We start from the raw sequence: 24,396 nt of genomic DNA, 5'->3' as shown, positions 1-24,396 counted from the left end.
CCTGCGATATGATCATTATGTGCATGAGTGATTAACACAGCCGAGGGTATTTCACTATTATTGTATAAATGAAATTGGAACTTAAAATCAGGAGAAATATCAATCAAAAATTTCTTATCATCTATATTAAATTCACAACTTGGACGGGTTCGATGATTATATGACTTCTCCGATTTACATACGGGGCAGCTACATAGTAATCTCGGTACACCTTGGGCATCGCTTGTTCCATAAAATGTGAGTATATCCATGTAATTCCCCCATTGAAAGTAGGATTAGAAGCTTTTATTTTATACCACGAATCCCTTTTTAATATTATCATTAATTTCACTGTTTAAACTTAATAAAATTATTATCCTCCCAACGCCTTATCAGAGTTAAATTTTTTTCTTAAAAGAGACATTAGACCACAGAAAGTTGCCTATGAAAATAGAAATAACTACAACCATACCTACACTTCTTGTAAAGATAGCTCAGCAAGACTTGTTAAAACGAGAGATGAGACAGGAATCATCCCCATTAAAACCATTCTTATAAAGGTGTTAATCCCTCCGACATATTCTTTAGGTATTATTCCTTGTATGTAGTCATAAATAAAGTTGTTAAAGTTGTTGCGTACAGCTGACTTAAAATATAACCTATTATTGATAAAGTCTGATTTAAAAAAATCAGCGGGATTAGAGAGATTACTAAGAATATCCCCATATCTTAAGTCTTTTTGATAAATTAGTACTCCTGAATAGCTGCCCATAGATAAATGTAACTAAAAAAGTAACCTCATCTAAAATTAGTGTTGGAAAATACACGATAAACGCAATGAGTATACCTGCAATGCCCGGGCCGGCAATTCTTCCAACATGGGAAAACCCTAGGTACCAAGAATTCCGCACTGCATTTTCTTTAGTTCGCATTAAACTAGTTTTGAGGGAGTAGTATTGACAATAGTGGAAAAAGCAACACACTAACTGCTTGTATAAATTCGGCTATTAAAAAACAGTTATTTTAGGAAAAGAATCAATAATCTTCCCAATGCAAGGTGTTAACAGATAAGGTGTCGATTGAAAAACCATCCCATCCCCATCAGGAACGCTGATTCAGTTTCTTTATAAATATAAAGTGGAACGACTATATAGAAAATTTGATTTCCTAATTTTGAAATTTCAATTGAAAGGGTATAGCCTTCAAATAACCCCAGTTTTCTAAAAGGCTTTTTACTTTTAAAATAGTTACCTCCCTTTTTTTTAGTAATCATATCCATAAAGAGCATTTAGACCACTATATTATATAAATATTTGAAAATCATCCAATTTAAAAAGGAATTTGAAAAACAGTAGTTTTTTACTAGCCGCTAACAATCTTTTGCAATTTTATTGTAACTTTAGTCTTAGTATCCTCTCTTTGATTAATAAAATTGTAACTACTTAGGGCTTGCTGAATAAGCAAAATTCCAGACTTGACAAGGATTTCGGCTACTATTGTCGAATATAAAGTGTAAGGATTTTATAGGAAACACGTAAAAAACCTTGCACTTGGAGGCTGTTACGATGTACAAAAATACAGAATATCAATTAACTTTTGTAGATGATTTTTTTCTACCAATCGGTGGGAAGAACCTTGTTTGGATCAACGAGGAATATCTATTGCTACGTCCGAAAACGAAGAATTCAGTGCGTACAATTAGTCTTGATGTTGAAACGTTGGAGTTCTGATAAAGTTGAAAAAGCTGAACAAACAACTACGGGAAGATCATGGTAATCCCAAAATCGAGAAATTTCTGTTTCCGCGTCCAAGCGACCTGAAACTAATACGGCTTGCGCATCTGAACGAGCGACTTCATTTCGCCTGCAAGAAATTCAAATTGAAAAATATCTGGGTTCACGGGTTGCGGCATACCCATGCTTCTATGTTGTTCGCATCCGGGGCAAGAATGAAAGACATTCAGCAAAGATTAGGACATGCACGGAAAGATACCGTCAAAAATGAAAGTGCTGAGTTAACGTAAATTATTCCAGTCATAAAAAGCACATGCCCAACCAAAAAATAGGGTTAAAACAGACCATAAGCGAAATGCTTAATTTCTTTTTGAAAAAGTTACATTCAATTTACATTTACTTTCGCCTTTTTAGCTGTTTTTTCTATGAAAACGCCCATTTGGAATATATACCAAATGGGCGTAACCCTTGATATGACAGGGTTTTAACGTTTTGTAAATTGTGGAGCACGACGAGCACCTTTAAGACCGTATTTTTTACGTTCTTTAATTTTTGGGTTTTCACGGCACATCATTTAATGCAAAACTCCATATGTATCAATATATTTAGTAAGTTTCAATTTCACAAGATTTCATTGAATTGCGCCAAGGGGTATTCAAAGGGTATTCAAAATTTAAATGCTGGCGGGACCATATGTATAAAGACTCTATTACTTCTCAATCGCTTTATGCAGAAATCGAAAACAAGTAATCAGGAACAATGTCAGAAGAAATACAAAAAAGAAATATAAAGTTGAGTATCAAAAATTAAAAATGGTCAATCAGAGAATAAATTCTGATTGACCTTATAATACGATCGCGCCCGATTGCTGAAAACTACTACTCAAATAAGCTAAATATAATATCAGCTATGTAGGTTTCCAGAAATGCAGCCATAATAATGATTGGTAAAATTAAAACAGCGTAAATCTTTACTGTCCCCAATACATTTTTAATTAGAGACGTTCCTGCTTTGTCTTTCTTAAATACACTTCTTACTTTATCTCGAACGACTTGATTTAACTTGAACAGAACTGCTGCAAATAAACAAAAAGCAAAAACCTCAAAGATATAATGAGGAATAGCAGAAATGATTATGCCAAGACCCTTTTTAAAATTTGCCTGTAAAGCAATACCGAAAAGAATTCCAGTAAGAGCAACAGTTGAAATTATATTCAATAGATATAGAAATTGTATTGGAATTAAAGCCAAGAAAAACATTTGTAAAGGCACTATAAATCCATTATTAACGATAAATGACCAGACCTTTTTTATCCCTTTAGATTCTTTCACTTGATCAGGTAGATTATTTCCTACTTCTTTGGTTAGTTCCTCCAAACTTGGATTGATTATGTAGGTTATTACCGTTGCAACGATTGTTATTGCTACGGCAAATATCAAAAAATTAATCGATCTTTTAAATACGCTTTTGTTAACTACATTCTGTATTTTAACCACCTCACTCTGGCAACTTACTCAACTATATGGTCCCATTCGTATTGCGGAGGAGTCGCAATCGGTTTTAGTATAGAACTTTACTCAAAGCAAACAACTTTATTAGCACAGAACATGATATATCGACTATTATTGGTGGCAAACCAAATTCTTTAAATAACACCGATGCAAATGAGCCAAGATATACAAACCACGATGAATATCTATACGCACGTTTCGGATGTTATGAAAGAAAGTGCAGCAGATACCATTAATGATTTTCTCGATTTTTAACCAAAGGGTATTCAAGGGGTATTCAGCTCTATTTTTTAAATGAAAAACCCTTCCCGTTTCTCACGGGAAGAGGCTGTAAACGTTGATATAATAACGATATTAACGTTTTGAAAATTGTGGAGCACGACGAGCGCCTTTAAGACCATACTTTTTACGTTCTTTCATGCGGGCGTCGCGTGTTAAGAAGCCGGCACGTTTTAGAACAGCGCGATATTCCGGATCTGCTTGAAGCAATGCACGAGCAATCCCGTGACGAATGGCTCCAGCTTGACCGGTATAACCGCCGCCATTTACATTTACTAATACATCATAACGACCAACTGTTTCCGTTGCAACAAGCGGTTGTTTAACAACTTCACGCAATGCTGCAAAAGGAATATATTCTTCAATATCACGATCATTAATAACGATACGACCATCACCAGGAACTAATCGAACACGTGCAACAGAACTTTTGCGACGACCCGTTCCGTAATATTGTACTTTTGCCAAAATGATTTCCCTCCTCTAGATTAACCGCGCAACTCGTAGTTTTCAGGTTTTTGTGCTTGATGTGGATGTTCCGGGCCACGATATACATGTAATTTTTTAAACATTTGACGTCCTAAAGAGTTTTTCGGAAGCATGCCTTTCACAGCCAATTCAAGCATTCTTTCTGGATAGTTCGTACGCATTTCATCAGCGGTCCGAACTTTCAACCCACCTGGATGCTGACTATGACGATAATATTTTTTATCAGCTAATTTGTTTCCTGTTAATTCAATTTTCTCTGCATTAATAATAATGACATGATCACCAGTATCTACATGCGGTGTATAAGTTGGTTTATGTTTACCGCGTAAAATCGATGCTACTTCACTTGCCAAACGTCCAAGCGTTTGACCGGCAGCATCAACAACGTACCATTTGCGTTCAATTTCTTGTGGCTTAGCCATATAAGTCGTACGCATTGATTACCCTCCTAATATCCATCAATTGTTTATATTCAACATAATAAGTTTCCGGGGCTTATCATGGAAAAAACAATGTACCATATGATATAATAACGGTTCTGAACCTTGCTGTCAAGGTAATGTACTTAATTTCGTTACTAAAAGTATGTGGCAATAAATGGGGCTCCCAATTCCGGCTGTCCTATTTAATAGTAAACTTTATATAAGTACAAACCATGCCCAGGTACGGTTTTTCCTGCTTGCATTCTGTCCTTTGCTTCTATAATTCGCGGAATTTCTTCCGGCTCTCGTTTCCCTGTGCCAACCTCCAGCAATGTACCAACAATAATTCTTACCATATTGTACAAAAATCCGGTCCCTTTTATTTTTATAATCAGTTGGTCCCCTTCTTGAATAAGGGTTAAGCTTTCAATCGTACGAATCCGGTCTTTTACTTCTGTTTTCGCTGAACAAAAGCTGGTAAAATCATAGGTTCCGACTAAATATTTTGCGGCTTTTTCCATTTTTTGAAAATGAAGGGGATGTGGGAAATGGTAATAATAATTTCTCATAAAAGGGTCCCGATCTTTTTTTAATGAAATATAATAATGATATTCTTTCCCTTTAACGGAAAAACGAGCGTGAAAATCAGACGGTACTTCCTCGGTTGTTACAACAACAATATCAGAAGGAAGTAATGTATTTAATGCAATTTTCCAGCGGTCTTCAGGAATTTCAAGAGGACTGTCGAAATGGATGACTTGCCCCTTCGCATGTACATGGGCATCAGTTCGTCCTGAAGCAAAAATCGGAATCATTTCCCCTTTATGCATTTTCATCAGTACTTTTTCAACCTCACCTTGAATCGTTCGTTTTTCCGGTTGTCTTTGATATCCCTCAAAATGAGTTCCATCATAGGCGATGACACATTTCAATCTTTTCATTCTAATAATCTCCGAGTCTCCATTAGTTTTACACGAGCTAATTTTTAATAAGAAAAGCGCAAAGTCCTGCTTTTGTACCGCTAAAGAAGAACTCTAGCGAAGTAAAAGTAATAGAATTGTCAAAATGAATAAAGTTAGTATGGCGATATTGTCAATCATCCCCCATTTTAGCAGACGATATTTCGTCCTTCCTTCGCCACCGCGATAGCCTCTCGCTTCCATTGCTGTAGCTAACTCTTCCGCCCGTTTGAATGCATTAATGAAGAGCGGAATTAATAGAGGTACGACCGCTTTTGCCCGTTGTTTAATGGTACCTTCTGAAAAATCAACCCCACGGGCCATTTGTGCTTTCATTATTTTATCTGTTTCATCCATTAATGTTGGAATAAAACGAAGAGCAATGGAAATCATCAGTGATAATTCATGAACAGGAAAACCTACTTTCTTCAAAGGTTTCAGTAAACTTTCAATCCCGTCTGTTATTTCAATCGGTGTTGTCGTCAAAGTTAATAAAGAAGTTACGAGTAATAAAAAGAAGAAGCGGAGGGAAATAAAAATCCCCTGACGCAGACCTCCTTGATAAATTTCGATAAAACCAAATTTATATAAGAGATCCCCTTCCTTCGTGAAAAATATATGCAAAAAGAACGTGAATAAAATAATCCAAAACAAAAATTTTAAACCGTTAAATAAAAATTTAATCGGGATATTTGATAGCCATATTGCCGCTAAGGTAAAAATCGCCAATAATCCATATGTCAACGTATTATCAGCCAGAAAAACAACAGCAATGAATATGATTATTGTTAATAACTTCGCACGGGGATCCATTTTATGTAATGGTGAATCAACTGGTATATACCGGCCGAAAATCATTTTCTCCATCATTTCTCGTTCACCCGCTTTATATAAGCAAATATATTTTCAACCAGCTCATCGATAGATAAGCTCGGTTCGGCAATTTCCTTTCCAATTTTATCCTCCAGTTTCAATTGAAAACGAACCGATTCCGGTACATCTAAACCTAAATCAATTAATTCAGCCGGTGATGAGAATATTTCCTTTGGTGTCCCCTTTTTATAGACCGTTCCTTTATGCATAATAATAATTGAATCAGCATATTTCGAGGCTTCCTCCATACTATGGGTGACAAGAACAATCGAAATCCCTTTTTCCTGATAAAGTTGGTAAAACATTTCCATAATTTCCGTTCGTCCCCGGGGATCAAGCCCCGCAGTTGGTTCATCCAAAACAAGAATATCCGGATTCATCGCAAGGACACCGGCAATGGCCACCCTCCGCATTTGACCACCGGAAAGGTCAAAGGGGGACTTGTTTAGGAGTTCTTCCGACAAACCCACTAATTTTAGCGCCGTTTTTGCCTGTTGTCTTGCCTCTTCCTCGGTTGCCCCAAAATTCATAGGTCCAAAACAAATATCCTTTTCAACTGTTTCTTCAAAAAGCTGGTGTTCAGGAAATTGGAACACAATACCGACTTTTTGCCTGATTCCCTTTAAGCCCTTTCCCTTTTTTTCAGAAGTTACCGTCAAATCACCAATCCGGATTTCTCCTCCTGTCGGTTGCAATAATCCATTCAAATGTTGTAATAAGGTTGATTTCCCCGAACCGGTATGACCGATGACTGCTGTGTAACTATGGGAAGGAATCGTAACATTGATATGAAAGAGCGCCCGTTTTTCAAATGGTGTTCCTTTTTGATAAACATACTCTAAATCTTTTGTAACAATTTGCATAAATAGTCCACCAACTTGTCTTCATGTAGAATTTCATCCGGTATATGGTATCCATTTTCCTTAAACTTTTTTATCAGTTTTTGAGTAAAAGGAATATCCAGCCCCAGTTCAACTAATTTTTCATCCATTAAGAAAATATCCGCAGGTGTTCCTTCTGCATAAACAGTTCCGCGATTCATGACAATTAGCCTGTCCGCTTTCACTGCTTCCTCTAAATCATGGGTAATCGAAATAATTGTTAAATTGTTAAGGTTTTTCAATTCTCTTACGGTTCCCAGTACTTCACTTCTTCCCCTCGGATCAAGCATTGAAGTCGCCTCATCAAGGATAATAATAGCCGGTCTTAATGCTAAAACACTGGCAATTGCAACTCTTTGCTTTTGCCCCCCGGAAAGATGGTGTGGCTCTTGATTAAGAAATTGGTCCATCTTTACTTTCGCAAGTGAGTCATGGACACGTTTCACCATTTCCTCTCGCGGAATCCCGTGATTTTCTAAACCAAAAGCAACATCATCTTGAACTGTAGTACCAACAAACTGATTATCCGGGTTTTGAAAAACCATCCCAACCAAATCACGAACATCCCAAACCGTTTCTTCAGAGATTTCTTTTCCATTCACATAAATCGATCCGGAATCGGGAAATATAAGACCATTCATCAATTTCGCAATGGTCGATTTTCCTGATCCGTTATGACCGACAATCGCCAGCCATTCACCTTCATACACCGAAAAATTGACACCGTTTAATGCATAAGAGGCATTTTCATCATATTTAAACGTAACATCTTGGAACCGTACAATTTCTTTAGCCATGGATTTCATTTCACCTCGGAATACAAAAGCCAGTCTAACTGACTTAGCTAAAAACATTATAATGGAAAATGTTCAATTTAACCAACTAATTTTTCAGTACAGTAAATTCATTCTATTATAAAGAGTTAAAGGTAAATTTACAAAAGTTTCCTTATGCGCTTACGTCCTCTAAAAATTTCCAACCTTGTCGAAGCCCTGTTGAATATTTATACTTCATGTATAAAAAAAAGCCTGCACCCTTTCCATGCGCAGTCATATTGCTCAAACGAACCATTATTCTTTTAAGTTTTTTACAGCGTAAGATTATAAAATGTATCCGTAATTAGAAAGGGTACCAGAGCTAGACAAAGGACTTTTCCCTTTATCGTAACACTCGCTTTTTTTCAGTATCATCCGTTAAACTCAATTTTTCAAAACAGGATCTTGATGAACCGCATCCAAAAATAAATTTACTAAAAAATATATGCTTAACATACAATATTTTAAGCCAAAATAAATACGATTCAAGAAATTTCCCGTCAATCCTTTTTGAGTACAAATTATTTATGGAAAAAGGGCAGAATTCAGTACAATCCCTTACTGCCCTCTTTGCATATGTTGTTAACATGAGGAAAATCTCCATAAAACAACATCATTCAATTAGTCAACGAATTCAATAATGGCCATCGGTGCACTATCACCACGGCGAGGTCCCACTTTAAGAATTCTTGTATATCCACCTTGTCGATCCTCATAACGAGGTGCAATATCTGAGAATAATTTTTGTAACGCATCTTTATTTGATTCATCATCTGCAACTTCTTTACGAACGAAGGCAGCTGCTTGACGACGTGCATGAAGATCTCCGCGTTTACCTAAAGTAACTAATTTTTCAATAACGGAACGTAATTCTTTCGCACGAGTTTCAGTCGTTTGAATGCGTTCATTAATAATAAGATCAGTTGCTAAGTCACGTAACAAAGCTTTACGCTGATCGCTTGTACGTCCTAATTTTCTGTAGCCCATGTTGTTTCCCTCCTTTTTGAAGTAAATTCCTTCAAATTACCGGTTTTCATTAATCGTCCTTACGTAAGGACAAACCGAGTTCTTCTAATTTTGCCTTTACTTCTTCTAAAGATTTTCGTCCAAGGTTACGAACTTTCATCATATCTTCTTCTGTTTTATTCGCTAATTCCTGAACAGTGTTAATTCCTGCACGTTTTAGACAGTTATAAGAACGAACCGAAAGATCAAGTTCTTCAATGGTCATTTCAAGCACTTTCTCTTTTTGGTCTTCCTCTTTTTCTACCATAATTTCAGCATGCTGTGCCTCATCTGTTAAGTCAACAAAAATATTCAAATGCTCCATCATAATTTTTGCAGCCAAGGAGATAGCCTCTTTTGGACCAATACTCCCATCTGTCCAAACTTCTAACGTTAATTTATCATAATCCGCTGATTGACCAATACGCGTATTCTCAACAAAATAAGAAACTTTTGAAACAGGAGTATAAATCGAATCAATTGGAATCACACCAATTGGTTGATCTTCTCGTTTATTATCATCGGCAACCGTATAGCCGCGCCCATTTTTGGCTGTTAAACGCATCCGTAGTTTCCCGTTTGCTGCTAATTCGGCAATGTATAAATCAGGATTTAAAATTTCAACATCACTATCATGATTAATATCAGCTGCTGTTACAACTCCCGCACCACTCATGTCGATTTCAAGCGTTTTTTCTTCATCGGAATAAATTTTTAACGCTAATTTTTTTAAATTCAAGATGATTGTAGTTACATCCTCCACGACGCCTTCAATAGTTGAAAACTCATGTAGCACTCCATCTATTTGAATAGATGTGACAGCGGCACCAGGAAGTGAGGATAGCAGGATACGACGTAAGGAGTTACCCAAAGTTGTACCATATCCACGCTCAAGCGGCTCGACTACAAACTTTCCGTACTTGGCGTCATCGCTGATCTCAACTGTTTCAATTATCGGTTTTTCAATTTCGATCATTCAAATTTACCCTCCTTCAAAACGTCGAAACCCCGGCAAGAATAATATATTCTAACCGAAATTCCCCCTGTAAAGTATTCCCGTTTGTGCACAACATTTTGGTTTTCTAAAAATTTGTTTACTGTATCATAACCCATTATAGACGGGCGATACGATTTCTATACACAAAAATTATACACGACGACGTTTTGGCGGACGGCAACCGTTATGAGGTACCGGAGTCACATCCTTAATAGCTGTAACTTCGAGACCTGCAGCCTGCAGTGCACGGATTGCTGCTTCACGACCTGCCCCTGGACCTTTAACATTTACTTCTAAAGATCTCATTCCGTGTTCCATTGATGCTTTTGCTGCTGCCTCAGCTGCCATTTGTGCAGCAAATGGAGTGGATTTACGAGAGCCTTTGAAACCAAGGGCACCGGCACTTGACCAAGAAACTGCATTCCCATGAATATCCGTAATTGTAACGATTGTATTATTAAATGTAGAACGAATATGTGCTACACCTGATTCTATATTCTTTTTCACACGACGTTTACGTGTATTTGTTTTACGAGCCATTTTACAAAACCTCCTTTACCTATTATTTTTTCTTATTAGCGACTGTCTTACGTGGACCTTTACGTGTACGAGCATTGTTCTTCGTATTTTGTCCACGTACAGGCAATCCGCGACGATGACGTAATCCACGGTATGAACCGATTTCCATTAAACGTTTGATGTTTAAGGATACTTCACGGCGAAGGTCACCTTCAACTTTTAATCTGTCTACCAGGTCACGAATTTTATTAATTTCCTCTTCTGTGAGGTCACGAACTCTAGTGTCTTCAGAAACACCGGCTTCTGCTAAGATTTTTTGAGCAGTTGATTTACCAATACCGTAGATATATGTTAAAGAAATGACGATGCGTTTATCTCTTGGAATATCTACACCTGCAATACGTGCCATACTTGAGCACCTCCTTTAATTATCCTTGTTTTTGTTTATGTTTAGGATTTTCACAAATTACCATAACTTTTCCTTTTCTGCGAATAACTTTACATTTTTCGCAAATAGGTTTTACAGATGGTCTCACTTTCATTTGCTTTTTACCTCCTTAACTTTTCGGAGTACCTTATTTAAAACGATAAGTAATTCTTCCTCTCGTTAAATCATAAGGTGATAATTCAACAGTAACTTTATCACCCGGCAAAATCCGAATGAAGTGCATACGAATCTTACCGGAAACATGAGCAAGTACCGTATGCCCATTTTCCAACTCAACTTTGAACATTGCATTCGGCAAAGTTTCAATGACAGTACCTTCGACTTCAATCACGTCGTCTTTGGCCATTAATGTGTTCCCTCCTCGCGAGCCAAGTAAAATGACCGGAATGTATGCAAGGCATATCGCAGTTTTCCGTCAGTTACCCGACCTGTTTGTAAAATACTGTTTTTTACTTCAGGGGAAACATAATTGTATAAATGTAAATGATTTATATTTTTCTTCTTGGGACGATCAAACTTTCGCTTATCCCCATCCGCAATTAATACAAGTTTATTGTCGATTTGACCTACAATGACAGAGAAAACACCAGCGTTTCTCCCTCTGGTTTCACAGACAATTCGACCAATATGTGCAGGATACCTATTCTCCATAGAAACCACCTGCTTAAGGGAAACAGAATACTATACACAAATAAACATTATACAATGATTCTCCTAATAAATCACGAAAAAATTTTTGCCAACGGAGAAAAAAGTTAACAAAAATATTCTATCAACATTATGGCTAAAAGTATTTTATTTTAAACCGGCAAGCAGCTTATCAATCTCTTCAAAAACTTTATTAATTTCTTGGACACCATTAATGGTTTTTAGCACATCTTTAGAGGCATAAAAATCAAGTAACGGCTTCATTTGTTTTACATTGACATCCAAGCGGTTTTGTACGGTTTCTGCATGATCATCCGGACGTTGGTAAAGCTCGCCACCACATTTGTCGCATGTATTTGCCACTTGCGGCGGGTTAAATACAAGGTGATAGGTTGCCCCGCATGATTTACAGATACGGCGACCTGTCAAACGTTCCATCAATATATTTTTATCAACGTTAATGTGAATGCAATAATCGATTTTTTTATTTAAATCATTCAATATTTGATCAAGGCTTTCTGCTTGTTGGACAGTTCTCGGAAATCCGTCGAGTAAAAAACCGGCTTGGCAATCCGATTTTGATAAGCGTTCTCTTACAATGCCAACCGTAACTTCATCTGGAACCAATTCACCTTTATCCATATAGGATTTTGCCTTTAAGCCTAGTTCTGTTCCATCTTTTATTGCTTGACGAAACATATCACCTGTTGAAATATGAGGGATTTGATATTTTTGAACAATTTTTTCTGCTTGAGTCCCCTTACCGGCACCAGGCAAACCCATTAAAATTAAATTCACTTGAATTCCCCCTAAAGTTTAGGATTATAGGAACTCCTGGATGGACGTTCCTAAACCCTATCCTATTTTAAAAACCCTTTATAATGACGTTTGACAAGTTGTGCCTCAAGCTGTTTCGTCGTTTCAAGAGCAACACCAATAACGATCAATAAACTTGTTCCGCCAATTCGAACACTGGACGGTAAATTCCCGATTCCCGTGAAAATAACAGGTAAAATCGCAACAATTGCCAGGAAGATCGAACCTACAAAGGTGAGACGATATAAAACACCTGTAAAGTAATCTTGGGTTTGTTTACCGGGTCTATGTCCGGGTACGTATGCGCCCTGTTTCTTTAAATTATCTGCCAGTTGTTCAGGGTTCACTTGAATAAACGCATAAAAATACGTAAATGCAATAATTAAAATTACGTAAATGCTCATTCCAAACGGATGGGAATAATTAAACCATTCGGTAATCCATCGCGTTACCTTATTATCACCAAAAAAAGATGCAATTGTCGGTGGTGTAATTAAGAATGATACAGCGAAAATAATTGGGATAACCCCTGCAGAATTTACCTTCAGCGGAATATGAGAGGAATTACCGCCAACTGTATTTTGCCCGGCCACTCTTTTTGCATATTGAATTGGTATTTTCCGTACTGCTTGTTGGATAAAAATAACACCAACAACGATCGCTAAAATTAAGAAAACTAGTAGCAACGCAATCAAAATACGGATAAATAATTGCTCACCGGCATTTTCAAATTGAGAAGCATAGATTTGATTAATCATTGACGGGAAAGCAGAAACGATACCGGCAAAAATGATAATGGATATACCATTTCCTACACCTTTTGCGGTAATCAATTCGCCCAACCAAAGTAAAAAGGCAGTGCCGGCTGTCAGTACAAGTGCAATCAAGAGATGATTTGCGACTGAATTATCTTCTATCAAAAGTCCACCAACATATGCATTAAAACCGTAAGACATTCCCAAAGCTTGAATGAAACCAAGAATTATTGTAGCGTAACGGGTAACTTGGGCTATTTTTTTACGGCCGACTTCACCCTGTTTTGACCATTCCGTCAACTTTGGAACAACATCCATTTGTAATAACTGCATAATGATAGAAGCAGTAATATAGGGCATAATCCCCATCGCTAAAATAGAGAAGTTTTTTAACGCTCCACCGCCAAAGATATTCAATACACCAAATGCATTTGCTTGTGATCCAAAGTTTAATGCCTCGGCATTAACCCCCGGTACAGGAATGAATGTGCCAATTCTGAAGATGATTAACATCAACAAGGTAAAAATAATTTTATTTCTTATGTCTCGTACACGCATAAAATTGGAGAATGTCCGGAACATCAAACCACCTCGGTTTTGCCACCTGCAGCTTCAATTGCTTCTTTTGCAGCAGCGGAAAATTTATGAGCCTTAACGGTTAACTTTTTCTCAACGGTTCCTTTTGCTAAAATCTTGATTCCGGATTTTTGATTGCTTACAACGCCGGTTTCAAGTAAGAGCTCAGGTGTTACTTCAGTTCCATCCTCAAAACGATTTAAGGCATCTAAGTTTACAACTGCATATTCTTTCCGATTGATGTTTGTAAACCCACGTTTTGGTAAACGTTGGAATAACGGCATTTGTCCACCTTCAAAACCTAAACGGACACCACCGCCTGAACGAGCATTTTGACCTTTTTGACCACGTGTACTTGTTTTTCCGTGACCGCTACCAGTACCGCGACCGACACGTTTCCGACTTTTACGGGATCCTTCGTTCAATTGCAATTCATGTAGTTTCATGTTGGCACCTCCTTTGTTAAAACGCAATTATTATTCTTTTACCGAAACTAAATGTGACACTTTATTAATCATACCGCGAATCGCAGCATTATCTTCTTTTACAACCGTTTGATGCATTTTGCGTAAACCCAATGCTTTAACAGTCTCTCTCTGGTCTTTTGGACGACCAATAAGGCTTTTGGTGAGGGTAATTTCTAAAGTTTTAGCCATCTGATTTCCCTCCTTATCCTAACAATTCTTCAACTGATTTATTACGTAATTTCGCTACGTCCTCAGCACGTTTTAATTGATGAATTCCGTCCATTGTAGCTCGTACCATATTAATTGGTGTGTTAGATCCTAGTGATTTTGATAAAATATCAGAAATTCCAGCTAGTTCTAGCACGGCACGTACAGGACCGCCTGCGATAACTCCGGTACCTTCATGAGCAGGCTTCAAAAGAATTTTTCCAGCTCCGAAGTTTCCGATTACCTCATGAGGAATGGTAGTACCAACGCGAGGAACTTCCACTAAGTTTTTCTTAGCATCTTCTACTGCTTTACGAATTGCATCCGGAACTTCTTGAGCTTTCCCTGTTCCAAATCCTACATGGCCATTCTTGTCACCTACAACAACAAGCGCTGTGAAACGGAAGCGGCGACCACCTTTAACAACTTTAGCCACGCGGTTAACAGTAACTACACGTTCTTCAAGTTCAAGTTTTGATGGATCAATACGACGCATAAATTTTCCCTCCTTTTTCTATTAAAATTCCAGACCGGTTTCCCGTGCTGAATCTGCTAAAGCTTGAATCCGACCATGATACAGATAACCACTACGATCAAAAACAACCGACTTATAACCTTTTTCTAACGCACGTTTAGCCACCAACTCGCCTACTTTTGCAGCTGCTTCAATATTGCTGGTTGATTCTAAATTAATTTCCTTATCTAAAGTTGATGCACTTGCTACAGTTACACCCTTCGTATCATCGATTAATTGTGCATAAATATGTTTGTTTGAACGAAAGACAGTGAGTCTCGGACGTTCAGGAGTACCGGATATTTTTGCACGAATGCGTGTATGTCTTTTTCTGCGAACCGCATTTTTATCAGGTTTTATAATCATGTGTGTCACTCCCTTCTAAAACGTTTATCCTTATTTACCAGTCTTACCTTCTTTTCGACGGACATATTCACCAACATAGCGAATACCTTTACCTTTATATGGTTCAGGCGGACGGACATCTCTAATATTTGCCGCTAATGCCCCAACTTGTTCCTTGTCAATACCTTTCACAACGATTTGGGTATTGGATGGAACATCAATTTCAAGCCCATTTTCCGGAGTGATCTCTACAGGATGAGAATAACCAACACTTAAAACAAGTTTATTCCCTTGTTTTTGTGCCCGATATCCAACCCCAATCAGTTCAAGAGATTTTTCAAAACCTTTTGAAACTCCTTCAACCATATTTGCAAGGATTGCACGGGTAGTACCGTGAACTGTCCGATGTTCTTTGGAATCAGATGGACGAGTGACGGTTACAACATTATCTTCAACAGTGATCGTTATGTCTTTATTAAACTCTCTGCTTAATTCCCCTTTAGGTCCTTTTACAGTTACTCTATTTCCGTTAAGTGTCACCGTGACACCTGCAGGAACTTCGATAGGTTTTTTACCGATACGTGACATTAAAATACACCTCCATTCATACCTAGATTACCAAACGTATGCTAAAACTTCTCCGCCTACTTTACGTGCACGCGCTTCTTTATCCGTAATTACACCTGATGATGTTGAGATAATAGCAATACCTAATCCGTTCAATACTTTTGGTACTTCATCAGCTTTTGCGTACACACGTAAGCCAGGTTTGCTTATACGCTTTAGACCGGTTATAACACGTTCGTTGTTTGGACCGTATTTTAAGAAAATACGAATGATCCCTTGTTTGTTGTCATCGATATATTCAACATCACGAACGAATCCTTCACGTTTCAAAATTTCTGCAATTTCTTTTTTAATTTTCGAAGCAGATACTTCTAAACTATCGTGACGTACCATATTCGCATTACGAATACGAGTTAATAAATCTGCAATTGGATCTGTCATTACCATACCATTTACCTCCTTTCGAAACGGGTTTTACCAACTTGCTTTTTTAACACCAGGAATTTGACCTTTATAAGCTAATTCACGGAAACAAATACGGCATAATTTAAATTTGCGATATACGGAATGTGGACGGCCACAACGTTCACAGCGTGTATATTCTTGAACTTTAAATTTTGGTTGACGTTTTTGTTTCACAATCATTGATTTTTTAGCCACGGTTTCGCCTCCTTTTTCGATTACTTTTTGAACGGCATTCCTAATTGAGTTAATAGCTCACGAGATTCTTCATCAGTATTTGCAGTTGTAACAATAACAATGTCCATACCGCGTACTTTGGCAACTTTATCATAATCAATTTCAGGGAAAATTAATTGTTCTTTAATCCCTAGAGTGTAATTACCGCGACCGTCAAACGCATTTTTTGAAACTCCACGGAAATCACGTACACGAGGTAATGAAACAGAAACTAATTTATCAAGAAAATCATACATCCGTTCACCACGAAGAGTAACTTTGGCGCCAATCGGCATTCCTTCACGAAGACGGAATCCTGCGATTGATTTTTTCGCTCTGGTTACTACCGGTTTTTGACCGGTAATTAGTGTTAATTCCTCTACAGCATTATCCAATGCTTTTGAGTTTTGAACGGCATCTCCAACACCCATATTGACAACAATTTTTTCAAGTTTAGGAACTTGCATGACAGATTTATAGTTAAATTTACTCATTAAACTTGGAACGATTTCTTTTATATATTTTTCTTTTAGGCGGTTCATCATGTGTACCTCCTTTCTTCACCACGAATTATTTATCTAATACCGCACCTGATTTTTTGGCAATACGTACTTTTTTACCATCTATTACTTGATAACCAACACGAGTTGGTTCACCGGTCTTAGGATCAATCGGCATAACGTTAGAAACATGAATGGCAGCTTCCATGTTTATAATTCCACCTTGAGGATTATCTTGAGATGGTTTTGCATGCTTTTTAACAATATTTACATTTTCTACAATCACCCGGTCTTTTTTAGGATAGGCGGCTAAAACAATACCTGTCTTGCCTTTATCTTTACCGGAAATAACCATCACTTTATCACCTTTTTTTACATGCATCATTCGCACCTCCTTAAAAGGCATAAATCTTTTTAAAATTAAAGAACTTCCGGAGCAAGTGAGACGATCTTCATAAAGTTGTTATCACGAAGTTCACGTGCAACAGGTCCAAAAATACGGGTGCCGCGCGGGCTTTTATCGTCACGGATTATGACACAAGCATTTTCATCAAAACGGATATAAGTACCGTCACTGCGCCGTACACCACGTTTTGTACGTACAACAACTGCTTTAACTACATCACCTTTTTTAACAACGCCTCCTGGTGTTGCTTGTTTAACAGTTGCGACAATCACGTCACCGATATTCGCATATTTACGGCCGGATCCGCCTAATACTTTAATCGTTAAGACTTCGCGTGCTCCTGAATTATCAGCAACTTTCAAACGAGTTTCTTGTTGAATCATAAATGAAACCTCCCTTCGGAAACAATACGTTCTATTGGAAATTAAATAATAACAGCTTTTTCAACAACTTTTACTAAACGAAAACGTTTTGTTGCAGAAAGCGGACGAGTTTCCATGATTTGAACAATATCGCCAACTTTTGCTTCGTTCAACTCATCATGGGCTTTAAATTTTTTCGAATATTTCACGCGTTTACCATAAAGAGGATGTTTTTTATATGTTTCAACTAAAACGGTAATGGTTTTATCCATTTTATCTGAAACAACACGCCCTGTATAAACTTTACGTTGGTTGCGTTCACTCATTACCTTACCTCCTCCCTAGTATTAGTTGTTAATGCCGATCTCTCTTTCACGGATGACAGTTTTCATACGTGCAATGGATTTACGTACTTCCCTTATACGAGCAGTATTTTCAAGTTGACCGGTCGCCAATTGGAAGCGAAGATTGAAAAGTTCTTCTTTTAACGACTTAATTTTTTGTTCAATTTCGGTAGTGGTTAAATCACGAATTTCTTTAGCTTTCATTTACTTCACCACCAATTTCTTCTCTTTTTACAAACTTACATTTAATCGGAAGTTTATGAGATGCTAGACGCAATGCCTCACGAGCAACTTCTTCAGAAACTCCGGCAATTTCAAACAATATTTTACCAGGTTTTACAACTGCCACCCAGCCTTCAGGAGCACCTTTACCGGAACCCATCCGAACTTCAAGCGGTTTTGCAGTATATGGTTTATGCGGAAAAATTTTAATCCAAACTTTACCGCCACGTTTCATATAACGAGTCATCGCAATACGTGCTGCTTCAATTTGACGGTTTGTAATCCATGAAGCTTCAAGTGCTTGCAGGCCGTATTCACCGAACGCAACTTCAGTACCGCCTTTCGCACGGCCACGCATTTTCCCACGATGTTCACGACGATATTTTACACGTTTAGGCATTAACATTATTATTTTCCTCCTTCCTCGGAATTTTTCTTCGCAGGAAGAACTTCACCACGATAGATCCAAACTTTTACACCAAGTTTACCGTAAGTTGTATCCGCTTCTGCATGTGCATAATCGATGTCTGCACGTAAAGTATGAAGTGGCACCGTTCCTTCACTATAGTGTTCGGCACGTGCAATATCAGCTCCGCCAAGACGTCCGGATACCATTGTTCTGATACCTTTTGCACCTGCACGCATCGTTCTTTGAATTGCTTGTTTTTGCGCACGACGGAATGAAACACGGTTTTCTAATTGACGTGCAATATTTTCAGCAACCAGTTTTGCATCAAGATCTGCCTTTTTAATTTCAACAATGTTAATATGCACCTTTTTACCCGTAATTGCATTTAACGCTTTTCGTAATGCTTCAACTTCGGAACCACCTTTACCGATGACCATTCCCGGTTTCGCTGTATGGATGGTAATATTTACACGGTTTGCCGCACGTTCAATTTCAACGCCGGATACTGCAGCATCTTTGAGGCGATTATAAATATATTCACGAATTTTAATATCTTCATGTAATAGTTCTGCATAATCTTTATCTGCGTACCATTTGGATTCCCAATCACGAATAATCCCGACACGCAAACCGATAGGATTAACTTTTTGACCCACTCATTATCCCTCCTTTTTTTCTGATAGCACAATTGTAATATGGCTAGTACGTTTATTAATTTGTGAAGCACGTCCTTGTGCACGCGGACGGAAACGTTTCAATGTCGGACCTTCGTCAACATATGCTTTTGAAACAACTAAATTGTTTACATCCATTTCGTAGTTATGTTCAGCATTCGCAATAGCAGAATTTAATACTTTTTCAACGATTGGGGATGCAGCTTTAGGTGTGAATTTTAAAATAGAAATTGCTTCACCGACTTGTTTTCCTCGAATTAGATCAACGACTAAGCGAGCTTTACGAGGTGCAATACGAACTGTTCTAGCAACAGCTTTAGCTTCCATGGATTTGCCCTCCTCTCATTAACGTCTTGTTTTCTTATCATCACCGGCATGGCCTTTATAAGTACGAGTTGGTGCAAATTCACCAAGTTTATGACCCACCATATCTTCGGTAATGTAAACCGGTACATGTTTACGTCCATCATATACTGCAATCGTATGCCCTACAAATGACGGGAAAATCGTTGAACGACGAGACCATGTTTTAATTACTTGTTTTTTACCACTTTCATTTAATACATCTACTTTTTTCAGAAGATGTTCATCTGCAAAAGGACCCTTTTTTAAGCTACGACCCATGTTTGAACCTCCCTTCTTAATTGCCCTACGGTTCTATCATCGAACCGTAGCCAAATCATTTTATTTTTTACGACGACGTACGATAAACTTATCTGACTTATTATTTTTCTTACGAGTTTTATATCCAAGTGCAGGTTTACCCCAAGGAGTCATTGGAGATTTACGTCCAACAGGAGCTTTACCTTCACCACCACCGTGTGGATGGTCATTCGGGTTCATTACAGATCCGCGTACAGTTGGGCGTTTGCCTAACCAGCGGGAACGACCTGCTTTACCGATATTTATAAGTTCATGTTGTTCATTTCCAACTTGACCGACTGTTGCACGGCAAGTACCAAGAACCATACGAACTTCACCGGATGTTAAGCGAACTAGTACATATTTGCCTTCTTTACCGAGCACTTGTGCACTTGCTCCGGCAGAACGAACTAATTGACCGCCTTTTCCGGGTTTTAATTCAATGTTATGAATTACGGTACCAACCGGAATGTTTGCCAAAGGTAGAGCATTTCCAACTTTAATATCCGCATCCGGACCGGATTCAATATCCATTCCGACTTCTAATCCTTTTGGTGCAAGAATATATCTTTTTTCTCCATCATGATAATGGATTAAGGCGATATTTGCAGATCGATTCGGATCATATTCAATAGTGGCAACGCGTCCGAGTATGCCATCTTTGTTACGTTTAAAATCAATCACACGGTATTGGCGTTTATGTCCACCGCCTTGGTGACGAACAGTTAACTTACCTTGGTTATTACGGCCTGCCTTTTTGTTTAACGGACGTAACAATGATTTTTCCGGTTTATCTGTAGTAATTTCCGCAAAATCGGAAACCGTCATATTACGCCGACCATTTGAGGTAGGTTTATAATGTTTAATCGCCATTTATTTTCCCTCCTTTTCAATTACTTAAGCTTGAAAGATTTCAATCTCTTGACTATCTTCCGTTAATTTGACAATTGCTTTTCTACGTTTATTTGTAAAACCGGTATATCTGCCCATTCTTTTGAACTTACCTTTGTAGTTCATAATGTTAACTTTTTCTACTTTAACACCGAAAATTTCTTCAACGGCTTGTTTTACTTGGGTTTTATTCGCTCTGACATCTACTTCAAATGTATATTTTCTATCGTTCAAATCGTTCATAGAGCGTTCAGTAATGACGGGGCGCTTGATTACATCACGTGCATCCATTATGCTAGCACCTCCTCTACTTTTCTGGCAGCATCTTCTGTCATGATTAACTTTTCATGGCCAATAATATCTAATACATTAACCGCATTTGAGCTGACAACTTTTACACCAGGGATATTTCGCGCAGATAATACTGCATTTTCATTAGTATCACTTGTTACAATAAGTGCTTTTGTATCCACTGACAGATTTTTTAGAACAGTTACAAAATCTTTTGTCTTTGGTGCTTCAAATGTTAATTGATCAAGTATCACAATATTGTTTTCTTGTACTTTTGTTGATAAAGCCGATTTTAATGCTAAGCGACGCACCTTTTTCGGAAGTTTATATGCATAACTACGCGGTACTGGGCCAAATACTGTACCACCCCCACGCCATTGAGGTGCGCGAATTGAGCCTTGACGAGCACGGCCTGTTCCTTTTTGTCTCCATGGTTTACGACCACCGCCGCGAACTTCGGAACGATTTTTTACTTTTGCAGTTCCTTGTCTCTGAGAAGCTCGCAAACTAATGATCACTTCTGACATGACATGTTTATTCGGTTCAATACCAAATACGGAATCATTCAGTTCGATTTCTCCGACTTGTGATCCGGCTTGGTTATACACAGTTACTTTTGGCATTCCTATGTCCTCCTTTCCTCTTTAATTTATTTTGCTTTTATCGCCGTTCTAATTTTCAAGAATGATTTTTTTGGACCAGGAACATTTCCTTTAATTAATAGAAGGTTTCTATCTGTATCCACCTTGACAATTTCCAGGTTTTGAATGGTAATTTGTTCTCCACCCATACGACCCGGTAATTCTTTAGATTTGAATACACGGTTTGGAGCTATTGGCCCCATTGAACCAGGACGACGATGATAACGAGAACCGTGTGACATTGGTCCACGTGATTGTCCGTGCCGTTTAATAGCACCTTGGAATCCTTTCCCTTTGGAAATTCCGGTTACATCGACAATCGTACCTTCTTGAAAAATATCTGCTTTGACTTCTTGACCAATTTCATATTCTTCTATATTTACATCTCTAATTTCACTGATGAAGCGCTTAGGAGCGGTATTTGCTTTGGCAACATGGCCTTTTTCAGGCTGATTTGCCAATCTTTCAGGTTTATCTTCATAACCTAATTGAATTGCATTATAACCGTCTGTTTCAACAGTTTTCTTTTGAAGAACGACGTTAGGTGTTACGTCAACAACTGTAACAGGGATAAGATCGCCGTTTTCCAAGAAAATTTGAGTCATACCAATTTTTCTTCCTAAGATTCCTTTGGTCATCAGTCACACCTCCTAAATTTTAAAGTGAATTGATTATAATTTAATTTCAATATCAACACCGGATGGTAAATCCAATCTCATCAAAGCATCAACAGTTTGTGGAGTTGGATTCACGATGTCGATCAAACGTTTATGTGTACGCATTTCGAATTGTTCTCGGGAATCTTTATATTTGTGTACCGCACGTAAAATGGTATAAACTGATTTTTCAGTTGGCAACGGAATCGGACCACTTACTGATGCTCCGGAACGTTTTGCGGTTTCCACAATCTTTTCTGCTGATTGATCAAGAATACGATGATCATATGCTTTTAATCGGATACGAATCTTTTGTTTTGCCATTATTTTCCCTCCTTTTCGCCTAATTGCTAGACTTCTCCATGAAAATTTCCTGCACACATGCCATGGCAAAGCGGCCGGGTGTGTCAGCAACCTCTCACTTCATCGCTAATAAAAGTCAACATTTGATATTATACATAAAAAGTATAACGAATGCAACCTTTTTCCAAAGTTATCTGTAACAAAACCTCTACTATTATACATAGAACATAACCTTTTTTCAACATCATTAGCATGGTAACTTTTGATAATAATTTGAAGCCGCATATCTGCTTGAAATTTTTTGTTTAAAAAAACAAGACGGATAGATTATCTACCCGTCTTTCGTCTGATCGAAATGATTTTTATTTTTCGATAGAAGCAACAGAGCCTGCTCCGACTGTACGTCCACCTTCGCGAATTGAGAATTTTGTACCTTCTTCAATAGCGATCGGTGCAATCAATTCTACTGTCATTTCAACATTGTCGCCAGGCATAACCATTTCTACGCCTTCAGGTAATTCAATGATGCCTGTAACATCTGTTGTACGGAAATAGAATTGCGGACGATAGTTTGAGAAGAATGGAGTATGACGTCCACCTTCTTCTTTTGTTAATACGTAAACTTGTGCTTTAAATTTTGTATGTGGTGTAATTGTTCCTGGTTTAGCAAGTACTTGACCACGTTCAACTTCATCACGAGCAACCCCACGAAGAAGTGCACCGATATTGTCACCGGCTTCTGCTTGGTCTAATAATTTACGGAACATTTCAACACCAGTTACAGTTGTTTGTTTTGGTTCTTCTGAAAGACCAACGATTTCAACAACGTCACCAACTTTTAACTCACCGCGTTCTACACGACCGGTTGCAACTGTACCACGACCAGTGATTGAGAATACATCTTCAACCGGCATCATAAATGGTTTATCAGTTTCACGTTGTGGAGTTGGAATGTATTCATCAACAGCTTCCATTAATTCAAGGATTTTACCTTCCCATTCTGCGTCTCCTTCAAGAGCTTTTAAAGCAGAACCTTTAATAACAGGGATATCATCACCCGGGAAGTCATATTCTGATAACAGGTCACGAACTTCCATTTCAACTAATTCTAATAATTCTTCATCGTCAACCATATCGCATTTGTTTAAAAATACAACGATGTAGGGAACACCTACTTGACGAGAAAGAAGAATGTGTTCACGAGTTTGTGGCATTGGACCGTCAGCAGCAGATACAACAAGGATTGCTCCGTCCATTTGAGCTGCACCAGTAATCATGTTTTTAACATAGTCAGCATGTCCTGGGCAGTCAACGTGTGCATAGTGCCGTTTGTCAGTTTCATATTCAACGTGTGCAGTAGAAATCGTGATTCCACGAGCTTTTTCTTCAGGAGCACCGTCGATTTGGTCATATGCACGAGCTTCTGCTTTCCCTTGTTTTGCAAGAACAGCAGTAATTGCTGCAGTTAAAGTAGTTTTACCATGGTCAACGTGTCCGATAGTACCAATATTAACATGTGGTTTTGAACGATCATATTTAGCTTTAGCCATTAGGATATATCCTCCTTTAATT

At 38.0% G+C, this 24,396-nt stretch carries 41 protein-coding genes and 1 pseudogene; 2 read left to right on the top strand and 40 right to left on the bottom strand.

Translation table 11 applies throughout. From position 1 onward, the window contains the following. Positions 1–251, bottom strand: a pseudogene (locus BT1A1_RS19130) (MBL fold metallo-hydrolase); the annotation flags it as partial. Between the two features lie 1,293 nt (positions 252–1,544). Between BT1A1_RS19130 and BT1A1_RS18310 the strand changes: the two are divergent. Together BT1A1_RS18310 and BT1A1_RS19395 are read left to right on the top strand one after the other, a co-directional pair. Beyond that, the gene (locus BT1A1_RS18310; RefSeq protein ID WP_156103128.1) at positions 1,545–1,709 is read left to right on the top strand and encodes a site-specific integrase; all 165 of its coding nucleotides are present in this window, start codon (positions 1,545–1,547) and stop codon (positions 1,707–1,709) included. Between the two features lie 5 nt (positions 1,710–1,714). After that, a complete protein-coding gene (locus BT1A1_RS19395; protein WP_034767094.1) occupies positions 1,715–2,002 on the top strand; it encodes a tyrosine-type recombinase/integrase in 288 nt (95 codons plus the stop codon). A gap of 194 nt (positions 2,003–2,196) precedes the next feature. Here BT1A1_RS19395 and rpsI (BT1A1_RS17595) read toward each other — a convergent pair whose 3' ends face one another. The 39 genes from rpsI (BT1A1_RS17595) to tuf all read right to left on the bottom strand — a co-directional run bounded on the left by rpsI (BT1A1_RS17595) (position 2,197) and on the right by tuf (position 24,374). Continuing rightward, positions 2,197–2,286 carry a 30S ribosomal protein S9 gene (gene rpsI, locus BT1A1_RS17595; RefSeq protein ID WP_072012621.1) on the bottom strand — a complete coding sequence of 30 codons (90 nt, stop codon included), beginning with the start codon at positions 2,284–2,286 and terminating at the stop codon, positions 2,197–2,199. Between the two features lie 304 nt (positions 2,287–2,590). Further along, positions 2,591–3,151 (bottom strand): stage II sporulation protein M, encoded by a 561-nt coding sequence (locus tag BT1A1_RS00790; RefSeq protein ID WP_231553249.1) that lies wholly within the window; start codon positions 3,149–3,151, stop codon positions 2,591–2,593. 426 nt (positions 3,152–3,577) lie between these two features. Further along, positions 3,578–3,970: a 30S ribosomal protein S9 gene (gene rpsI / locus BT1A1_RS00785; RefSeq protein ID WP_034767092.1), complete on the bottom strand. Its 393-nt coding sequence runs from the start codon at positions 3,968–3,970 to the stop codon at positions 3,578–3,580. Positions 3,971–3,990: 20 nt separating this feature from the next. Next, positions 3,991–4,428 carry a 50S ribosomal protein L13 gene (gene rplM, locus BT1A1_RS00780; RefSeq protein WP_034767091.1) on the bottom strand — a complete coding sequence of 146 codons (438 nt, stop codon included), beginning with the start codon at positions 4,426–4,428 and terminating at the stop codon, positions 3,991–3,993. Positions 4,429–4,616: 188 nt separating this feature from the next. Next, positions 4,617–5,354 (bottom strand): tRNA pseudouridine(38-40) synthase TruA, encoded by a 738-nt coding sequence (gene truA, locus BT1A1_RS00775; RefSeq protein ID WP_034767089.1) that lies wholly within the window; start codon positions 5,352–5,354, stop codon positions 4,617–4,619. A 93-nt stretch (positions 5,355–5,447) separates the two neighbouring features. Continuing rightward, positions 5,448–6,242, bottom strand: coding sequence for an energy-coupling factor transporter transmembrane component T family protein (locus tag BT1A1_RS00770; protein WP_034767086.1), 795 nt, complete (start codon positions 6,240–6,242; stop codon positions 5,448–5,450). Beyond that, a complete protein-coding gene (locus BT1A1_RS00765; RefSeq protein ID WP_034767084.1) occupies positions 6,239–7,108 on the bottom strand; it encodes an energy-coupling factor ABC transporter ATP-binding protein in 870 nt (289 codons plus the stop codon). Before BT1A1_RS00765 ends, BT1A1_RS00770 begins: the two co-directional genes overlap by 4 nt. Continuing rightward, positions 7,084–7,923 (bottom strand): energy-coupling factor ABC transporter ATP-binding protein, encoded by an 840-nt coding sequence (locus tag BT1A1_RS00760; RefSeq protein ID WP_034767082.1) that lies wholly within the window; start codon positions 7,921–7,923, stop codon positions 7,084–7,086. The genes BT1A1_RS00765 and BT1A1_RS00760 overlap by 25 nt, the downstream gene beginning before the upstream one ends. Before the next feature lie 639 nt (positions 7,924–8,562). Further along, entirely contained in the window at positions 8,563–8,928 is a 366-nt protein-coding gene (gene rplQ / locus BT1A1_RS00750) for a 50S ribosomal protein L17 (protein ID WP_034767077.1), read from the bottom strand. Between the two features lie 49 nt (positions 8,929–8,977). Then, on the bottom strand, positions 8,978–9,922 hold the full coding sequence (locus tag BT1A1_RS00745; RefSeq protein WP_034767075.1) for a DNA-directed RNA polymerase subunit alpha: 945 nt from the start codon (positions 9,920–9,922) through the stop codon (positions 8,978–8,980). A gap of 171 nt (positions 9,923–10,093) precedes the next feature. Then, positions 10,094–10,483: a 30S ribosomal protein S11 gene (rpsK, locus tag BT1A1_RS00740; RefSeq protein WP_034767073.1), complete on the bottom strand. Its 390-nt coding sequence runs from the start codon at positions 10,481–10,483 to the stop codon at positions 10,094–10,096. Between the two features lie 22 nt (positions 10,484–10,505). Further along, positions 10,506–10,871, bottom strand: a complete 366-nt coding sequence (rpsM, locus tag BT1A1_RS00735) for a 30S ribosomal protein S13 (protein ID WP_034767071.1) — start codon at positions 10,869–10,871, stop codon at positions 10,506–10,508. 19 nt (positions 10,872–10,890) lie between these two features. After that, positions 10,891–11,004 carry a 50S ribosomal protein L36 gene (gene rpmJ / locus BT1A1_RS00730; protein ID WP_003156543.1) on the bottom strand — a complete coding sequence of 38 codons (114 nt, stop codon included), beginning with the start codon at positions 11,002–11,004 and terminating at the stop codon, positions 10,891–10,893. A gap of 33 nt (positions 11,005–11,037) precedes the next feature. After that, a complete protein-coding gene (gene infA, locus BT1A1_RS00725) occupies positions 11,038–11,256 on the bottom strand; it encodes a translation initiation factor IF-1 (protein ID WP_010191517.1) in 219 nt (72 codons plus the stop codon). Further along, positions 11,256–11,561 (bottom strand): KOW domain-containing RNA-binding protein, encoded by a 306-nt coding sequence (locus BT1A1_RS00720; protein ID WP_034767065.1) that lies wholly within the window; start codon positions 11,559–11,561, stop codon positions 11,256–11,258. The genes infA and BT1A1_RS00720 overlap by 1 nt, the downstream gene beginning before the upstream one ends. 144 nt (positions 11,562–11,705) lie before the next feature. Further along, the gene (locus tag BT1A1_RS00715) at positions 11,706–12,356 is read right to left on the bottom strand and encodes an adenylate kinase (protein ID WP_034767063.1); all 651 of its coding nucleotides are present in this window, start codon (positions 12,354–12,356) and stop codon (positions 11,706–11,708) included. 62 nt (positions 12,357–12,418) lie between these two features. Next, on the bottom strand, positions 12,419–13,711 hold the full coding sequence (gene secY, locus BT1A1_RS00710; protein WP_041846752.1) for a preprotein translocase subunit SecY: 1,293 nt from the start codon (positions 13,709–13,711) through the stop codon (positions 12,419–12,421). Next, on the bottom strand, positions 13,711–14,151 hold the full coding sequence (gene rplO / locus BT1A1_RS00705; protein ID WP_034767061.1) for a 50S ribosomal protein L15: 441 nt from the start codon (positions 14,149–14,151) through the stop codon (positions 13,711–13,713). Before rplO ends, secY begins: the two co-directional genes overlap by 1 nt. A gap of 30 nt (positions 14,152–14,181) precedes the next feature. Further along, on the bottom strand, positions 14,182–14,361 hold the full coding sequence (gene rpmD / locus BT1A1_RS00700; protein WP_034767059.1) for a 50S ribosomal protein L30: 180 nt from the start codon (positions 14,359–14,361) through the stop codon (positions 14,182–14,184). Between the two features lie 13 nt (positions 14,362–14,374). Further along, positions 14,375–14,875, bottom strand: a complete 501-nt coding sequence (gene rpsE / locus BT1A1_RS00695) for a 30S ribosomal protein S5 (protein ID WP_034767056.1) — start codon at positions 14,873–14,875, stop codon at positions 14,375–14,377. A gap of 21 nt (positions 14,876–14,896) precedes the next feature. Continuing rightward, on the bottom strand, positions 14,897–15,259 hold the full coding sequence (gene rplR / locus BT1A1_RS00690) for a 50S ribosomal protein L18 (RefSeq protein ID WP_034767053.1): 363 nt from the start codon (positions 15,257–15,259) through the stop codon (positions 14,897–14,899). A 30-nt stretch (positions 15,260–15,289) separates the two neighbouring features. After that, positions 15,290–15,826, bottom strand: coding sequence for a 50S ribosomal protein L6 (gene rplF / locus BT1A1_RS00685; RefSeq protein ID WP_034767051.1), 537 nt, complete (start codon positions 15,824–15,826; stop codon positions 15,290–15,292). A 27-nt stretch (positions 15,827–15,853) separates the two neighbouring features. Next, entirely contained in the window at positions 15,854–16,252 is a 399-nt protein-coding gene (gene rpsH / locus BT1A1_RS00680; RefSeq protein WP_034767049.1) for a 30S ribosomal protein S8, read from the bottom strand. Between the two features lie 27 nt (positions 16,253–16,279). Continuing rightward, complete coding sequence (locus tag BT1A1_RS00675; protein ID WP_034767047.1) at positions 16,280–16,465, bottom strand: type Z 30S ribosomal protein S14; 186 nt, start codon at positions 16,463–16,465, stop codon at positions 16,280–16,282. A gap of 20 nt (positions 16,466–16,485) precedes the next feature. Then, on the bottom strand, positions 16,486–17,025 hold the full coding sequence (rplE, locus tag BT1A1_RS00670) for a 50S ribosomal protein L5 (protein WP_034767044.1): 540 nt from the start codon (positions 17,023–17,025) through the stop codon (positions 16,486–16,488). 28 nt (positions 17,026–17,053) lie between these two features. Then, positions 17,054–17,365, bottom strand: a complete 312-nt coding sequence (gene rplX / locus BT1A1_RS00665; RefSeq protein WP_034767042.1) for a 50S ribosomal protein L24 — start codon at positions 17,363–17,365, stop codon at positions 17,054–17,056. A gap of 38 nt (positions 17,366–17,403) precedes the next feature. Continuing rightward, the gene (rplN, locus tag BT1A1_RS00660) at positions 17,404–17,772 is read right to left on the bottom strand and encodes a 50S ribosomal protein L14 (RefSeq protein WP_034767040.1); all 369 of its coding nucleotides are present in this window, start codon (positions 17,770–17,772) and stop codon (positions 17,404–17,406) included. Positions 17,773–17,813: 41 nt separating this feature from the next. Then, positions 17,814–18,077: a 30S ribosomal protein S17 gene (gene rpsQ, locus BT1A1_RS00655; RefSeq protein WP_034767038.1), complete on the bottom strand. Its 264-nt coding sequence runs from the start codon at positions 18,075–18,077 to the stop codon at positions 17,814–17,816. Between the two features lie 21 nt (positions 18,078–18,098). Then, positions 18,099–18,299 (bottom strand): 50S ribosomal protein L29, encoded by a 201-nt coding sequence (rpmC, locus tag BT1A1_RS00650; RefSeq protein WP_034767036.1) that lies wholly within the window; start codon positions 18,297–18,299, stop codon positions 18,099–18,101. Next, the gene (gene rplP / locus BT1A1_RS00645) at positions 18,289–18,723 is read right to left on the bottom strand and encodes a 50S ribosomal protein L16 (protein ID WP_034767035.1); all 435 of its coding nucleotides are present in this window, start codon (positions 18,721–18,723) and stop codon (positions 18,289–18,291) included. Before rplP ends, rpmC begins: the two co-directional genes overlap by 11 nt. Before the next feature lie 2 nt (positions 18,724–18,725). Continuing rightward, entirely contained in the window at positions 18,726–19,382 is a 657-nt protein-coding gene (gene rpsC / locus BT1A1_RS00640) for a 30S ribosomal protein S3 (protein ID WP_034767034.1), read from the bottom strand. A gap of 3 nt (positions 19,383–19,385) precedes the next feature. Then, positions 19,386–19,727, bottom strand: a complete 342-nt coding sequence (gene rplV / locus BT1A1_RS00635) for a 50S ribosomal protein L22 (RefSeq protein ID WP_034767033.1) — start codon at positions 19,725–19,727, stop codon at positions 19,386–19,388. An 18-nt stretch (positions 19,728–19,745) separates the two neighbouring features. Continuing rightward, positions 19,746–20,024 (bottom strand): 30S ribosomal protein S19, encoded by a 279-nt coding sequence (gene rpsS / locus BT1A1_RS00630; RefSeq protein ID WP_034767032.1) that lies wholly within the window; start codon positions 20,022–20,024, stop codon positions 19,746–19,748. Positions 20,025–20,084: 60 nt separating this feature from the next. Next, positions 20,085–20,915 carry a 50S ribosomal protein L2 gene (gene rplB, locus BT1A1_RS00625; RefSeq protein ID WP_034767031.1) on the bottom strand — a complete coding sequence of 277 codons (831 nt, stop codon included), beginning with the start codon at positions 20,913–20,915 and terminating at the stop codon, positions 20,085–20,087. A 24-nt stretch (positions 20,916–20,939) separates the two neighbouring features. Further along, complete coding sequence (gene rplW, locus BT1A1_RS00620; RefSeq protein ID WP_034767030.1) at positions 20,940–21,224, bottom strand: 50S ribosomal protein L23; 285 nt, start codon at positions 21,222–21,224, stop codon at positions 20,940–20,942. Further along, positions 21,224–21,847 (bottom strand): 50S ribosomal protein L4, encoded by a 624-nt coding sequence (gene rplD / locus BT1A1_RS00615; RefSeq protein ID WP_034767023.1) that lies wholly within the window; start codon positions 21,845–21,847, stop codon positions 21,224–21,226. Before rplD ends, rplW begins: the two co-directional genes overlap by 1 nt. A 26-nt stretch (positions 21,848–21,873) precedes the next feature. Further along, a complete protein-coding gene (rplC, locus tag BT1A1_RS00610; protein WP_034767021.1) occupies positions 21,874–22,503 on the bottom strand; it encodes a 50S ribosomal protein L3 in 630 nt (209 codons plus the stop codon). Positions 22,504–22,536: 33 nt separating this feature from the next. Further along, the gene (gene rpsJ, locus BT1A1_RS00605) at positions 22,537–22,845 is read right to left on the bottom strand and encodes a 30S ribosomal protein S10 (RefSeq protein ID WP_003156464.1); all 309 of its coding nucleotides are present in this window, start codon (positions 22,843–22,845) and stop codon (positions 22,537–22,539) included. Positions 22,846–23,186: 341 nt separating this feature from the next. Next, positions 23,187–24,374 carry an elongation factor Tu gene (gene tuf / locus BT1A1_RS00600; protein WP_034767019.1) on the bottom strand — a complete coding sequence of 396 codons (1,188 nt, stop codon included), beginning with the start codon at positions 24,372–24,374 and terminating at the stop codon, positions 23,187–23,189. Positions 24,375–24,396 lie beyond the last annotated feature (22 nt).

Origin of the sequence: Caldibacillus thermoamylovorans (genome assembly GCF_000751775.1) — a bacterium.
Classification (GTDB): Bacteria; Bacillota; Bacilli; order Bacillales; family Caldibacillaceae; genus Caldifermentibacillus; species Caldifermentibacillus hisashii.
This window is presented reverse-complemented; position numbering and strand designations above follow the sequence as displayed.